Annotated in this window: 13 protein-coding genes; 5 read left to right on the forward strand and 8 right to left on the reverse strand. The window is 62.9% G+C overall.

The window, feature by feature from the left end; translation table 11 throughout:
* Positions 1–255: 255 nt before the first annotated feature.
* The 3 genes from SAZ10_RS30260 to SAZ10_RS30270 all read right to left on the reverse strand — a co-directional run bounded on the left by SAZ10_RS30260 (position 256) and on the right by SAZ10_RS30270 (position 4,261).
* On the reverse strand, positions 256–1,032 hold the full coding sequence (locus tag SAZ10_RS30260) for a formyl transferase (protein WP_318613190.1): 777 nt from the start codon (positions 1,030–1,032) through the stop codon (positions 256–258).
* Between the two features lie 263 nt (positions 1,033–1,295).
* Positions 1,296–1,694, reverse strand: coding sequence for a Cu(I)-responsive transcriptional regulator (cueR, locus tag SAZ10_RS30265; protein WP_318613191.1), 399 nt, complete (start codon positions 1,692–1,694; stop codon positions 1,296–1,298).
* Positions 1,695–1,705: 11 nt separating this feature from the next.
* The gene (locus SAZ10_RS30270) at positions 1,706–4,261 is read right to left on the reverse strand and encodes a heavy metal translocating P-type ATPase (protein ID WP_318613192.1); all 2,556 of its coding nucleotides are present in this window, start codon (positions 4,259–4,261) and stop codon (positions 1,706–1,708) included.
* Between the two features lie 289 nt (positions 4,262–4,550).
* Between SAZ10_RS30270 and SAZ10_RS30275 the strand changes: the two genes are divergently transcribed.
* Positions 4,551–4,955 (forward strand): DUF305 domain-containing protein, encoded by a 405-nt coding sequence (locus SAZ10_RS30275; protein ID WP_318613193.1) that lies wholly within the window; start codon positions 4,551–4,553, stop codon positions 4,953–4,955.
* A gap of 96 nt (positions 4,956–5,051) precedes the next feature.
* On the opposite strand, the gene SAZ10_RS30280 is transcribed toward SAZ10_RS30275, so the two are convergent.
* The 4 genes from SAZ10_RS30280 to SAZ10_RS30295 all read right to left on the reverse strand — a co-directional run bounded on the left by SAZ10_RS30280 (position 5,052) and on the right by SAZ10_RS30295 (position 9,517).
* The gene (locus tag SAZ10_RS30280) at positions 5,052–5,837 is read right to left on the reverse strand and encodes an ATP-binding cassette domain-containing protein (RefSeq protein ID WP_318613195.1); all 786 of its coding nucleotides are present in this window, start codon (positions 5,835–5,837) and stop codon (positions 5,052–5,054) included.
* A gap of 42 nt (positions 5,838–5,879) precedes the next feature.
* Positions 5,880–6,923, reverse strand: a complete 1,044-nt coding sequence (locus SAZ10_RS30285) for an ABC transporter permease (RefSeq protein WP_318613196.1) — start codon at positions 6,921–6,923, stop codon at positions 5,880–5,882.
* 263 nt (positions 6,924–7,186) lie between these two features.
* Complete coding sequence (locus SAZ10_RS30290) at positions 7,187–8,128, reverse strand: sugar ABC transporter substrate-binding protein (protein WP_318613197.1); 942 nt, start codon at positions 8,126–8,128, stop codon at positions 7,187–7,189.
* A 357-nt stretch (positions 8,129–8,485) separates the two neighbouring features.
* A complete protein-coding gene (locus tag SAZ10_RS30295) occupies positions 8,486–9,517 on the reverse strand; it encodes a LacI family DNA-binding transcriptional regulator (RefSeq protein WP_318613198.1) in 1,032 nt (343 codons plus the stop codon).
* A 137-nt stretch (positions 9,518–9,654) separates the two neighbouring features.
* On the opposite strand from SAZ10_RS30295, the gene SAZ10_RS30300 reads away from it, so the two are divergent.
* The 4 genes from SAZ10_RS30300 (at position 9,655) to SAZ10_RS30315 (ending at position 13,220) form a co-directional block, all read left to right on the forward strand.
* On the forward strand, positions 9,655–10,740 hold the full coding sequence (locus SAZ10_RS30300; RefSeq protein ID WP_318613199.1) for a fatty acid desaturase family protein: 1,086 nt from the start codon (positions 9,655–9,657) through the stop codon (positions 10,738–10,740).
* A 76-nt stretch (positions 10,741–10,816) separates the two neighbouring features.
* Positions 10,817–11,131 (forward strand): MocE family 2Fe-2S type ferredoxin, encoded by a 315-nt coding sequence (locus tag SAZ10_RS30305; RefSeq protein WP_318613200.1) that lies wholly within the window; start codon positions 10,817–10,819, stop codon positions 11,129–11,131.
* 6 nt (positions 11,132–11,137) lie between these two features.
* Entirely contained in the window at positions 11,138–12,373 is a 1,236-nt protein-coding gene (locus tag SAZ10_RS30310; protein ID WP_318613201.1) for an NAD(P)/FAD-dependent oxidoreductase, read from the forward strand.
* A gap of 37 nt (positions 12,374–12,410) precedes the next feature.
* Positions 12,411–13,220: a 3-methyl-2-oxobutanoate hydroxymethyltransferase gene (locus SAZ10_RS30315; RefSeq protein ID WP_318613202.1), complete on the forward strand. Its 810-nt coding sequence runs from the start codon at positions 12,411–12,413 to the stop codon at positions 13,218–13,220.
* A 207-nt stretch (positions 13,221–13,427) separates the two neighbouring features.
* Here the strand turns inward: SAZ10_RS30315 and SAZ10_RS30320 are convergent, their stop codons facing one another.
* Positions 13,428–13,907 (reverse strand): hypothetical protein, encoded by a 480-nt coding sequence (locus SAZ10_RS30320; RefSeq protein WP_318613203.1) that lies wholly within the window; start codon positions 13,905–13,907, stop codon positions 13,428–13,430.
* Positions 13,908–14,090: the final 183 nt, after the last annotated feature.

Below are 14,090 nucleotides of genomic sequence, written 5' to 3' on the forward strand. Positions count from 1 at the left end.
GCTGGCGGACTTACCTTCTGTCTTGGTCATGGTGGCGTTCCTTGCAGGGAATCAGGTGACGTGAACATCACCAGCCTGCCATGACCGCCCTCTCTCAGCGAATTTGCAGAACTCTCAGCACACTACCTCCGACGTTTGAGAGTTGCAGTGAGTTAAATGCCAAACTCCCCCTTCTCCCCCTGTGGGAGAAGGTGTCGGCGCTTGCGCCGAGACGGATAAGGGTCCTCCAGTAGGCGAGTCTGACGGCGGGTTAGCTCACCACACGCCGCGCGTCAGGCCAGTCCAGAGATACTGCCAGACAGTCGGATGATAATACTGCCGCGAAGGCCCGCTAGCCGCGACAGGTCGAAGCTTGCCTTCGAGCGCATCGCGCACGCCCGAAATGCAGATGTCGCGCGAGATCGCGGCGATGCGGTGCGTGTAGGTCATGAGGTTGTCGTCGGGCGCCGGCAGCCCGCGCGCCTGATAGAGGATCGCCCCGGTATCGACCCCCTTGTCGACCAGGTGAACCGTTCCGCCGAAATTTCCCTTGTCGCCGGCAGCAAGCGCCCAATAGCCGCAGTTCATGCCGCGATATTGCGGCGTGATGCCGGCATGGTAGTTCAGGACCGGCATCTTGAGCGATGCAAGAATGGCCGGCTTGGCGATACGACAGCCGACCAACAATATCACTTTCGGACCGAGGCGTTCGACCGCCTTCAGAAAGTCGTCGGAGTTGATCGAGCCGATCTCGGTCACCCGATGTTCCGGCCCGGGCTCCTCTTCCAGGCCGTTTTCCTGGACGATGCGGGCGATGCGGGTGGCGAAGCGCTTCTTACCGAGCCGCACCAGCACCATGGTCCCGAACTGACCGGCGGTAGCAAACCAGCCGATCTTGCGCGCCCGGCGCTTCAGGAACATTCCGCGCGGCTCGGGCTCCTCCAGAATGACGTCGATCGGGCCGAATTCCTTGCCTAGCGCGTTGATGATGATCCACGGATACGGCCCGCCCGCCGTGACGACGCAGATGCCTGCATGAGCCTTTGATTGCAAGGTCGAAACTCCTCGGTTCCGTTCATGCAGGCTTGTAGCAGGAGTTGGTAAATATGTTCTGGAGGTTGGGGCGGTAGCCTGTTCGGCTAATCGCTGGGCGCAGGCGCTGCCCCTCACCCTTACCCTAACCCTTACCCTAACCCTTACCCTTACCCTCTCCCCGTCTTTCACGGGGTGAGGGTGAGGGGCGGCGCAAACCTCAAAGCAGAAGCCACCGAGCGGCGTTCAAGCAATTTCGGTGCAAGATTGCTGCTCCGATTTCTTCACTGAACCGGATCGCTACCCGACAGCTCGTCGAGGATCGGGCAGTCCGGCCGTTCGTCACCGTGGCAGGCATGGACGAGGTGCCGCAGCGTCTTCTGCAGGCTCACCAGCTCGGCGATCTTGCGGTCGATCTCGATGAGCTTGGCCTCGGCGACCGCCTTCACGTCGGCGCTCTCGCGCCGCTTGTCGGCGTAGAGCGAGAGCAGCTGCCGACATTCCTCGACCGAGAAGCCGAGGCCGCGGGCCCGCTGCAGGAAACGCAACCGGTGCACGTCCTCGCTGGAATAGTCGCGGTAGCCGTTCTCGCCGCGCGCCGGCTTCACGAGGCGGATATCCTCATAGTAGCGGATCGTCTTGGCCGGCAAGCCGGAGCGTTCAGCCGCATCGCCGATGTTCATCGTCTTCCTCGCTATAGTTTGATGCTTCTCAGCCTGAGCGCGTTGCCGATCACCGAGACCGATGAGAGGCTCATTGCCGCGGCGGCGATCATCGGCGACAGCAACGTGCCGAACACCGGATACAGGATGCCGGCCGCGACCGGAACGCCGAGCGCATTGTAGACGAAGGCGAAGAACAGGTTCTGCCTGATGTTGCGAAGCGTTGCCTCGGCGAGCGAGCGCGCTCTAACGATCCCGTTGAGGTCGCCTTTGACCAGCGTGATACCGGCGCTCTCCATGGCAACGTCGGCGCCGGTGCCCATGGCGATGCCGACATCGGCCGCGGCAAGCGCCGGCGCGTCGTTCACGCCGTCGCCAGCCATTGCCACCTTCGCGCCACGGGCGTGCAGCTCGTCGATCAGCAGCTTCTTGCCTTCCGGGAGCACGCCGGCGCGGATCTCGTCGATGCCGAGCTTCGCGGCGACTGCACGTGCGGTACGCTCATTGTCGCCCGTCGCCATGATGATCTTCAGGCCGCGCCCGTGGAGCGCCCGGATCGCTTCGGCTGTCGTCGCCTTGATCGGGTCGGCAACCGCCACGATGCCGGCGAGCTTCTCGTCCGCGGCGACGAACATGGCCGTCTTCCCGTGGGCGCGGAGGTCGGCAGCCTGGTTCCCAATCGGCCTGATGTCGATGCCGAGATCGGCCATCAGCGCCTCGTTGCCGATCGCGACGTTTCGGTCGCCCAACTGTCCGGAAACACCCTTGCCGGTCACGGATGCGAAGTTCCTTGCCTCGCCGATCCTTATGCCGCGATCCCGTGCGCCTTCGACGATCGCCTCGGCGAGCGGGTGCTCCGAAGCCTTTTCGAGGGCAGCAGCGAGAGCGAGAACCTCGTCCTCGGCGAAGCCTTCGGCTGCCGCCACGTCGGTGAGCTTCGGCTTGCCTTCGGTGAGCGTGCCGGTCTTGTCGACGATGAGCGTATCAACCGCGGCGAAACGCTCCAGTGCCTCGGCATTCTTGACCAGCACGCCGGCATGCGCGCCGCGGCCCGTTGCCGTCATGATCGACATCGGCGTGGCAAGCCCCAGCGCACAGGGGCAGGCGATGATCAGCACCGAGACCGCCGCGACAATGGCATAGACCATGCTCGGTTGAGGCCCGAGCAGCGACCAGACGACGAACGCTACGATGGCGACCAGCACCACCGCCGGCACGAACCAGGCTGAGACACGGTCAGCCAGACCCTGGATCGGGGCGCGGCTGCGCTGCGCCTTGGCGACCATCTCGACGATATTGGCGAGCATCGTCTCCGATCCGACCTTCTCGGCCTGCATGACCAGCGAGCCGTTCTTGTTGATCGTGCCGCCGATCAGGGCATCGCCTGCAGCCTTCTCCACCGGTACGGGCTCGCCCGTGATCATGGCTTCGTCGACTGAGGAACGGCCTTCCAGCACCGTGCCATCCACTGGAACGCTATCGCCGGGCCGTATGCGCAAGCGGTCGCCGGAATGGACCTCGTCGAGCGGCACGTCGGTTTCCGTCCCATCGGCCGCGATCCGCCGCGCCGTCTTCGGCGCGAGATCGAGAAGGGCTCGGATGGCCGAGCCGGTCCGTTCGCGGGCCTTGAGCTCCAGCACCTGGCCGAGAAAGACCAGCGCGACGATTACGCTCGCCGCTTCGAAATAGACCGGCACCGTGCCGCCATGGCCGCGGAACTGATGCGGGAAGATTTCAGGAAACAGCGTCGCAACAAGGCTGTAGACATAGGCCGTGCCGACGCCGATCGAGATCAGCGTCCACATATTGGGGCTGCGGTTGAGGATCGATTCCCAGCCACGATGGAAGAACGGGATTGCTGCCCACAGCACGACCGGCGAGGCGAGCACCAGCTCGACCCAGATGGCAGCGCGCTCGCCGATCCATTCGCGGACCGGCAGGCCGAGCATCGGCCCCATCGTGACCACCAGCAGCGGGATCGACAGTACTGCGCTCACCCAGAAGCGCCTGACGAAGTCGACCAACTCGGGGTTCGGCCCCTCGTCGCCGGTCGGCACGCCCATGGGCTCGAGCGCCATGCCGCAGATCGGGCAGGAGCCCGGCTTGTCGCGAACGATCTCCGGATGCATCGGGCAAGTGTAGAGCGTGCCCTTGGGCATCGGCTTCTCCGCCGGCCGCGGCCCTTCATATTTATGCGGATCGGCCTCGAATTTCGCCTTGCAGCCCGACGAGCAGAAATAGTGCTTGTGACCCTCGTGGCGCAGGAAGTGCTCGGCCGTGGCGCGGTCCACCTTCATGCCGCAGACAGGGTCGGTGGCCGTGAGATATGCCTCCGGCTCCGCCTCGAACTTCGTCTTGCAGCCCGCCGAGCAGAAATGAAAGGTTCGACCGGCATGCTCTCCTGTCGGCTTGCCCGCATGCGGGTCCACAGTCATGCCGCAGACAGGATCGCGGATGACGGTGTCGTCCGAATGCGTACCGCACGCCCCATTCGCGCTGCAGCAATGATGCTCGTCGCCGCTCGAATGGTGATGGTGATGCGCGTGCCTATCCATGATGCCCGATCCCAGGTCCTTCTTGATTTGCATCAGAGATAAGGGTTCCAGTCACTGGAAGGTCAAGAGGGGGTAAGGCAATAGGGCAATAAGGCAGTAGGGCAGTAGGGCATTAGGCGAGAGAGACTTCAGAGCAGGTAAATCGCGAGAACCTTACCTATTGCCCTATTGCCTTATTGCCCTATTGCCTTGCTGGTTTATCCGCTACTGCCGCCTCTTGACCTTCCAGTAACTGGAACCTGCATCTTCATGCCGAGTCGGAGCGTGGGCAAGTCGCCCCAGGGATCGCCGGCTTCAGGAAATCGAAATTGAAGGATATGTCATGAAGAAGATCGGTCTTGCTCTTTCAGCGGTGGTTCTGCTTTCGGCCGCGGCTTCTGCCGAAGAGGCATTGCCGGAAGCGTGTCGTGGCGGGCAGATGGGTCATATGGGGCACCAGATGCCCGGCAAAATGGATATGTCGGGCATGAACGACATGCAGAAGGCTCTTGCCGAGGGCATGGACAAGATGAACTCGGCAATGATGCCGGGCATGATGATCGAGGACCCGGATGTTGCCTTTGTCTGCAGCATGATTCCGCACCACCAGGGAGCGATCGACATGGCCAAGGTCGTGCGTCAGTATGGAAAGGATCCGTGGGTCAAGGAAATGGCCCAGAAGGTCATCGACGCGCAGACGCAGGAGATCGCCGACATGAAGAAGTGGCTCAGCGAGCACGCGAAGTAGTTTGGTAGCGAATAGTGAGTAGCGAATAGTGAATAGTGAATAGTGAATAGTGGACGACGAATAGTTGTCTGCTATCGCTACTCGCTACTCGCTACTTCACACGAAGGCCGCTTCGCCGCCGCTGACCGTCGACTTCACGCCGGTGATCAGCGAGACGACCTCGTTGCCGTCGGTCTTGTCGCGGTCAACGGCGCCGACGATCCGGCCGCGCCGGAAAACCCAGATGCGGTCGACGAGATCGAAGACCTGCCTGAGATTGTGGCTGATCAGGATGAGCGGGATGCCGCGCTGCTTCAGGCCGCGAATGATGTTCTCGACCTGAGCGGTCTCCTGAACGCCGAGCGCGGCGGTCGGCTCGTCCATGATGATGAGTTTCGAGGCGAAGCTCGCAGCACGGCTGATTGCCACGCATTGGCGCTGGCCGCCCGACATGTTGCGGATCTTGTTCTTCAGGTCCGGGATCTTGATGCCGGTCTGGCGCAACGCCTCCTGCGTGTGGGCGAGCATCTTCTTTTCGTTGAGGAAGCTGAACGGCCCGAGGTTGAAATACCGCTCCTCCCGGCCGAGGAAGAGGTTCGACGGCACGTCGAGGTCATCGGCGAGCGCCAGGTTCTGGAACACCGTTTCGATGCCGTGATTGCGCGCCTCGATCGGGTTCTTGAACTCGACGGGCTGGCCGTCGAAATAGATATTGCCCGCGGTGGGCTGCTCGACGCCGGTGATCTGGCGCACGAAAGTCGACTTGCCGGCCCCGTTGTCGCCGACCACCGCTACGTGCTCGCCGTCGCGGAGCTCGAAATCGGCGTCCTCCAGCGCATGAACGCCGCCATAGCGCTTGGTGAGCCCTTCGGTCTTCAGGATGATCTTCTGTTCGGCGGCCATTTCGCCTCCTGCTGAACTGTCGTTTCTAAAGGGAGCATGCCCCTAGACCCTGCCGCGCAGCCTCTGCCTGTAGACATCGAGCACCACCGCGCCGACGATGATCACGCCCTTCAGCATCTCCTGGTAGTAGGCATCGATCCTGAGGAAGGTGAAGCCGGAGATGATCACGCCGAAGATCAGCATGCCGAGCGTGGTGCCGACGATCGACCCACGGCCGCCCGAGAGCGACGTCCCGCCGATGACTGCCATGGCGATCGCGTCGAGCTCATACATGACGCCCATGCCGGACTGCGCGGTGAGGCCGCGCGCGGACAGGACAATGCCCGCCAGGCCTGCAAGCAGCCCGGCGATGACATAGACCAGGATCAGATGGGTCTCGACCTTGATACCGGACATGCGCGCCGCCTGCTCGTTCGAGCCGATCGCGTAGGTGTGCTTGCCGTAGACCGTGTATCTCAGGATGACCTGGAACAGCACAGCAACCAGGATGAAGATCAGCACCGGCGTCATGCCCGCGCCGATTGCGGCGTAGGAATCGGTCGGGAAGGAGACCGGCTGGCCCTTGGTGTACCACTTCGCGATGCCGCGTGCCGTCACCATCATGCCGAGCGTGGCGATGAAGGGCGGTATCTTCGTATAGGCGATCAGCGATCCGTTGATGAGGCCGGCGAGCAGCCCGCAGCCCAACCCGACAGCGAGCGGCACGATGACCGGCATATCCGTCATGCTCGGGAAAACAGCGCGCGGATAGGTGCTCACCTGCGCGAAGCTCATGGCGATCATCGCGGTCGCCCCCACGACCGAGCCTGCCGACAGGTCGATGCCTCCCGTGATGATCACTTGCGTCATGCCGACGGCGATGATGCCGACGACCGACACCTGCAGGATCATGATGCTCAGCCGCTCTTTGTTGAGCAGGAAGCTCTGACCCTGGAATATCCAGCCGAGGATCTCGAAAAGCAGGGCGATGACGATGAGCCCGATGAGAACATTCGCCTCGGCCGGGCGAGCGCGGCGCGCCCTCTTCTCAGCAGCAGTGTTATGTTCCGCGGAGAGTTTCTTCGCCGTCTGTGCAAGCTCTGCCATGTTCCTCCCCTTCGCGAGATGCGGGGTTCTTGTCGTTAGGCGTTACCCCTCCGCGGGCGTGGAATGCGTCAGGCGTAGGTTACACCCTCGCGCGACCTCGCGGCAGCGGATTCTCGAGGCCCACCGGCGCTAAAAGATGCCGGGTCAGCAGCATTGCTTTCATTCGCTTCGGTTATGATGCTGTCGGCACAGCAGGTAGCCGGAACGACATTTACCGGAGGGCGGCGACGACGCCGCCCTCACGTCGCATTGTGTCGGCCGGATCAGTTCTTGGCCATGAACTTGTCCATGTTTGCCGGCGTCACGAGCTGGAAGGGGATGTAGACCTTCTTGTCGACCTTCTCGCCCTTGACGAGCTTCAAGGCCGTGTCGACTGCACCCTTGCCCTGGCCGGCCGCATCCTGGAACACCGTCACCTTGAGATCGCCCGCCTTCATCGCGGCGAGCGCGTCCTGCGTGGCGTCGACGCCGCCGACGATCATCGTCTTCATGTCGGTATTGGCGGCCTTCAGCGCCTGAATCGCACCGATCGCCATCTCGTCATTGTTGGAGACCACCGCATCGAACTTGCGGCCGGCCGAGAGCCAGTTGGTCATCAGGTCGGTGCCCTGGGTGCGCTGCCAGTTGCCTGTCTGCTCCTCCACGATCTTCATGAAGGAGCATTCGGGAGTTGCGATGACGTCATGCACGTCGGCGGTGCGCTGGCGTGCGGCCTGGTTCGAGAGCTCGCCCATCATGACGACGATGTTTGCCTCCTTCTTGCCGGCTTCCTTGAGCAGACGGCAGACTTCCTTGGTCTCGAGGGTGCCGGATTCGCGCTCGTCGGAAGCCACGAAGGCTTGCTTGTCAGGCAGGCTGTCGACGTTGACCGGCTCGCGATTGACGTAAACCAGCGGGATGCCCGCGTCGGCTGCAATCTTCGACATGGCCGCGGTTGCGTCGGTATCGACCGGGTTGACGATGATAGCGCTCACGCCCGACGCGATGAAGTTCTGGATCTGGCTCTGCTGCTTGGCGACGTCGTTCTGGGCGTCCTCGACCTGCAGGGTCACGCCGTCCAGCGTCTTGGCGTAATCGATCATGCCGTTGCGCAGGACGGTCAGGAAATTGTCGTCGAACAGGGCCATTGAGACGCCGATGTTCTCGGCATGTGCATAGCTCGTCATCAGCGCCGAGATCGCGATGCCCAAGAGATACTTCTTCATTGCACTTCTCCTCCACAATGCAGTGTCCGGTGGCACCGCCTCTTTCCGGATACCCTTGCCTGAAGCGAGGCTTTCACGCCGTTCTCGGGCCTCCTGACCCGAAGCGCCCAATTGCCGCCCGGACCCTGCCCGCCTGCCCAATGCGCGAGCTCGGCGTGATTGCTCCATTCCAGGCAGGAAATAGAACATTCATACCATTCATAGCATTACATGAAACATTTATTCCGAGCAATAGGCAAGTCGAAATGGCGGAATCACGCATTCGCGAATCCCGCGTGCCATTCTCCGTGCCGGTGGAATAATCGTTCTGTTCTGAAACGTTTATTTCGCTTCAGGAGTTCCGTCGCCCAGCCCGCATCAGATGTTTTCCGAAACATGAATGTCGAAGGGCAGGAATGTCTGGCCGGACGTCTCTGCCGGTCCATGCTCGATCGACTGGACCATCTGGGCGACCAGCTCCCGCGACAGGCGCTCGATCGGCTCGGCGATCACCATCGTCACGATATCGTCGGCAAGCGCCTCACGCGATTGCGGCGACATCGTGCTGCAGACCATGGTCAGCTTGCCAGCGGCTTCTTCCTCCCTGAGAGCGTCGATCACGCCCTCGATGCCGCCGCCGGCGACATAGAGACCGCACAGATCGGGCGAGCGTTGCAGGAGGTCCAGCGTCGCCTCATAGGCGATACGTGGCTCCTCCAGATTGACGAGCGTCTCGATCATCTCGAATTCGGGCGCACATTCGCGGAAATAGCTCCTGAAGCCGATCTCGCGCATCTCATGGCCATGGAAGCGGTGACTGCCCACGAAGACGGCGATCTTCCCCGGTTTCGCGGCCGAGCGCGCGATCAGCCAGGCGGCGGTCCTGCCCGCCTTGCGGTTGTTGATGCCGAGATAGTTCTCGCGCACGTCGGCAGCGAAGTCCGACAGCAGCGCAAAAACCGGCACGCCTTTTTCCTTCAGTTCCGCCACGGCTGATGTAACCGTCGGGTGGTCGATGGCGACCATGGCGACGGCGCCGCAGCGCGTCCCGACCTGCCTGAGCTTTGCGGCGATCTCCGGCGGTGTCTGCGATTCCAGAAACTCCACCTGAGCTGTCCCCCGGAAGGTCCCGGCAGCCTTAACCGCGCTTTCGAGCTCACGGGCGAAGGACTGGTAGAAATAGTGGTCCGGGCGCTGCAGGATGAAGCCGAGCCTATATTGCGGAAGACCCACCTGCAGCCTTTGCCCGATGGCGACGGTCGCGTGATAGCCGATTGCCTGCGCCGCCTCATAGACGCGCCGCGCAGTTTCCTCGCGCACCGGCAGGCGGCCGTTCAGAACGCGGTCGACCGTGGCGACACTCACTCCGGAGGACCTTGCCAGGTCGCTTATCGTCGGTCGTCGCGCCATCGCGTCTTCCTGAATGAAAGCTGTCAGCGAATGATAGGGCGAAATGATAGGAAATGATAGAATCTATCATTGCCGGATTGAGCCTTTTTCCAAGTCGGCGTATTTAGATCGGCGCATGATGGTTTCGGGAGGATGCCATGGCGCCATCGAAGCGGGACTACAGCCTCATCGGCCGCGACGCCGAGGCCGCGGTAGCAAATGGGCTTGCTGCAGCCGAGTGGTATCACACCGACATTCCGCGCAAGCAGATGAAGGAGCTGATGAAGCGGAGCGACGGTCCCGCGATCCGCGACACAATCATCTGGCTCGCTGCTCTGATCATCTCGGCCGCCGGCGGCATCTGGTTCTGGGGTGGCTGGTGGTGCGTGCCCTTCTTCCTCGTCTATGGTGTGCTCTACGGCTCCTCGACGGATTCGCGCTGGCACGAATGCGGCCATGGGACGGCGTTCAAGACGCAGTGGATGAATGACGCCGTCTATCAGCTCGCCTGCTTCATGATCATGCGCAACCCGGTGATCTGGCGGTGGAGCCATACGCGTCATCACACCGACACGATCATCGTCGGGCGCGATCCCGAGATCGCTGTGATGCGGCCGCCGGATCTCGTCCGCGTCGTGCTCAATTTCTTCGGGATCTACGATGCCTGGTATGGCATGTCCGACATGGTCCGCAATGCCTTCGGCAATATCAGCGCGGCCGAGAAGACCTTCATTCCCGAGCAGGAGCAGCCGAAGGCGATCCGCATCGCGCGCATCTGGCTCGCGATCTATGTCGCGACGATCGCGCTTGCCGTCTACATGGGCTCGATCCTGCCGCTCATGCTGGTCGGCCTGCCGAGGCTCTATGGCTCGTGGCACATGGTGATGTGCGGCCTGCTGCAGCATGGCGGGCTCGCCGACAACGTCACCGACCACCGGCTCAACAGTCGCACCGTCTACATGAACCCGCTGAGCCGGTTCATCTACTGGAACATGAATTACCATGTGGAGCACCACATGTTCCCGATGGTGCCCTACCATGCCCTGCCGAAGCTGCACGAGATGATCAAGCACGACCTGCCGGCGCCCAGCCCGTCGATATGGGCCGCCTACAAGGAGATGGTTCCGGCTTTCATCCGCCAGCTGCGCAACGAGGACTATTTCCTGAAGCGGGAGCTGCCGGCGACGGCCAAGCCTTACCGGGACGAGCTGCACGGCGAAGCAATTTCGGTTCCTGCCGAGTAATTTTCCCGAGGCAGCCAGCAAAGTGAGCGGCGAGGCAGCCGCCCAGCCGGCAAACGCGTGATTTGCGGAGTGTTCCATGAGCAATTGGATCGAGGCCTGCGCCGCCGACGATATCGAGGAAGAGGACGTCATCCGCTTCGACCATGCCGGCCGCACCTTCGCCATCTACCGCAGTCCGGACGACGAATATTTCGCAACGGACGGGCTCTGCACCCATGAGCAGGTGCATCTCGCCGACGGGCTGGTGATGGACGACATCATCGAGTGCCCCAAGCATAATGGCCGCTTCAACTACAAGACGGGTGCGGCTCGGGGCGCGCCCGTCTGTGTCAATTTGAGGACCTATCCGGTGAAGGTGGATTCCGGAAAGGTCTTCATCGAGATCGGGTGACGGGCGATGAGCGCCGGGATGGTCATTGTCGGCGCCGGCGAATGCGGTGCTCGTGCCGCCTTCGCCCTTCGCGAGAACGGCTATGACGGCCCGGTGACGCTGATCGGCGACGAACCGCACCATCCCTACGAACGGCCGCCCTTATCCAAGGATGTGCTGACGGCCGACGAGCCGCCGGCTCCGAAATGGGTGGGCCTGCCGGAACGGTTTGCCGCGCTGAAGATCGATTGCATAACAGGCATGGCTGCGCTGGCCATCGACCGTCAGGCGAAAACGGTGCGGCTCGCGGGGGGCTCGAGCATCTCCTATGAGAAGCTGCTGATCGCGACCGGGGCCATGCCGCGCCGCCTGTCGCTTGCGCCGGAGGCCTCGGGCCGCATCGCCTATCTCAGAAGCTTCGCCGACGCGCAGCGCCTGCGTGACCATCTCAGACCCGGGAATCACATCGTCGTCATCGGCGGGGGCTTCATCGGGTTGGAGCTCGCCGCGAGCGCAAGGAAGCGCGGCGCCGCGGTGACGGTGATCGAGGCGCAGCCCCGCATTTTGATGCGCGGCGTGCCGGAGGAAATCGCGGAGGTCGTCGCCGATCGACACCGGGCCGAGGATGTCCGGCTCTTCTGCGGCCGCGGCCTTCAGGAGATTTCCGAACAGGGGCGCCGTCTTCTCGTTCGGCTGGCCGATGGGGAGAAGATCGAAGCCGATTGCGCGTTGATCGGCGTCGGCGCCCAGCCGGTGACGACGCTTGCCGAGAGCGCCGGGCTCGCGCTCGACAACGGCATCGCGGTCGATGCCACGCTCAAGACCTCGGACCCGGACATCCATGCGGCGGGCGACTGCTGCTCTTTCCCGCTTGCGATCTATGGCGGCCGGCGCGTGCGGCTGGAATCCTGGCGCAACGCCCAGGACCAGGGCACGCTCGCCGCTCGGAATATGCTCGGCGCGGACGAGCCCATCTCCGCTGTGCCCTGGTTCTGGTCGGATCAGCACGACCTGACGCTGCAGGTCGCCGGGCTCGCGGAGGGAGCGGCAAATGTCGTGCGCCGTGATCTCGGCGAGGGCGCCTTCATCCTATTTCATCTCGCCGCCGACGGCCGCCTCATCGCGGCGAGCGGAATCGGACGCGGCAACGCGGTCGCCAAGGACATCAGGCTTGCCGAGATGCTGATCGCCAAAGGTGCGCGGCCGCTGCCCGACCAGCTTGCCACGCCGGATGTGAGGCTGAAGACGCTGCTCGCTGCCTGAATATTCGGTTCGAGTTCATGCACGAGAGGGAGGGGAAATGAAGAGTTCAAGACCGACTATTGCCGATCTGCTTGCCATGAAGGGCAAGCGGCAGTTTGCCAAGCTGCGCGTCACCACGCTCGAGCAGGCGGCTGCCGCGCAGGCCGCTGGCATAGACATTCTCTCGGTCACGCCCGAACTGATGACCGACCCGCAATATCGCGACGCCGCGCCCGACTGCTTCACCATCCCGGGTAGCGTGAAGATGTTCCACGCGCTGAAAGAGGAGGTGATGGGCGAGGCGTTCCGCATGATGCGCGCCGGAGCCGATGCCGTCTATTGCGCAGCAAGTCTCGACACGATCCGCGCGCTGCGCGACGAAGGCGTTCCTGTATGCGGCCATAGCGGGCTGATCCCCGCGCATGCGACCTGGACCGGCGGCTTCCGTGCGGTCGGCAAGACCGCCGAAAGCGCCATGTTGGTCTGGCGACAAGTCAAGGCGCTGGAGGAAGCCGGCGCCTTCGCCGCCGAGATTGAAGTCGTGCCGGTCGAGGTCGCGACCGCTATCTCGCAGCGCACCTCGCTCTTCATGATCTCGATGGGCGCCGGCGCAGGCTGCGACGCGCAATATCTCTTTGCCGAGGATGTGCTCGGTGAGAACCGCGGCCACTATCCCAGGCATTCCAAGGTCTACCGCAACTTCGCCGCCGAATATGACCGGCTTCAGAGGGAGCGGATCGCCGCCTTCTCAGAATATGCGCGCGACGTGAAGTCCAAGGCCTATCCCGAGCCGCGCCACGTGGTCGGCATAGAGGCGCAGGAGCTGGACGGGTTCCTAAGGCAGCTGGATGGCGAGGCGCGCGGGTGATCGCTGGCAGGCGTCAGCAGCGCGGTCGGCAGGTGGCTGAAGCTTGCTGTTTTTAGGTTGGCGCCGCCCCTCACCCTCACCCTCTCCCCGTAAGGACGGGGAGAGGGGGTTCTGAGACGTTGCCGCCCCCCTCTCCCCGTCCTTACGGGGAGAGGGTGAGGGTGAGGGGCAGCGCCTGCGTCAAGCGAATAGCAGAACGCCCTAGGGCTACTGCCTGTGGAACACACCCTTGTAGGTTGTTCCGGCGAGCGAGTAGGTGCCGGCGAGCGTTCCGTCGGGCTGCATGGTGAAGGTCGTGTCGACGCCGCTCGCGAAACGATCGAGCTTCAGCGTGCTGCCCTTGATCCTTCCCTGGCCGTCGACGATGCCCGGCTTCGTCGCCCCCATCTCGCCCCAGGCATAGGTCACCGTCGCGCTGCCATTCGCAGTCACGCTGCGCACGGCGAGCTTGGCGTCGAGAGGCCCGTCCCAGGTGCCGGCCCAGATGCCGGAGAAGGCGGCGTATTGTTTCGGGACCTTCTTATCAGGCGGCGTGACAATTATGGATGAATCGAGAGCGGCCGAACCCGCCGCAGGGGCCGGCGGCGGAGCCTGGACCGGCGGCGGCGGGGAAGTCGCCGGATCCGAAGACGACTGGCAGGCCGTCAGCGCAACGGCCGCAAGGCCGAGTATGGCTAAGCGCATCATTTCCCCTCTGCTTCACGGATCGGGTCTGAAGCCGCCGCTTCAGCTCGACCGGTATCAGTGGCAGTAGCAGACCGCCGCTCAGAATCAACTCCATTGCGGCCTCTGGACGAGAGCGCAAAGTACTATATTGGTGCTTCCACGATCAGTCGAAACGTTGTTCCAAGGCTGTTAGCTTATTGCGCA

The sequence above is a fragment of the Mesorhizobium sp. BAC0120 genome, from assembly GCF_033542235.1.
Classification (GTDB): Bacteria; Pseudomonadota; Alphaproteobacteria; order Rhizobiales; family Rhizobiaceae; genus JAWRCU01.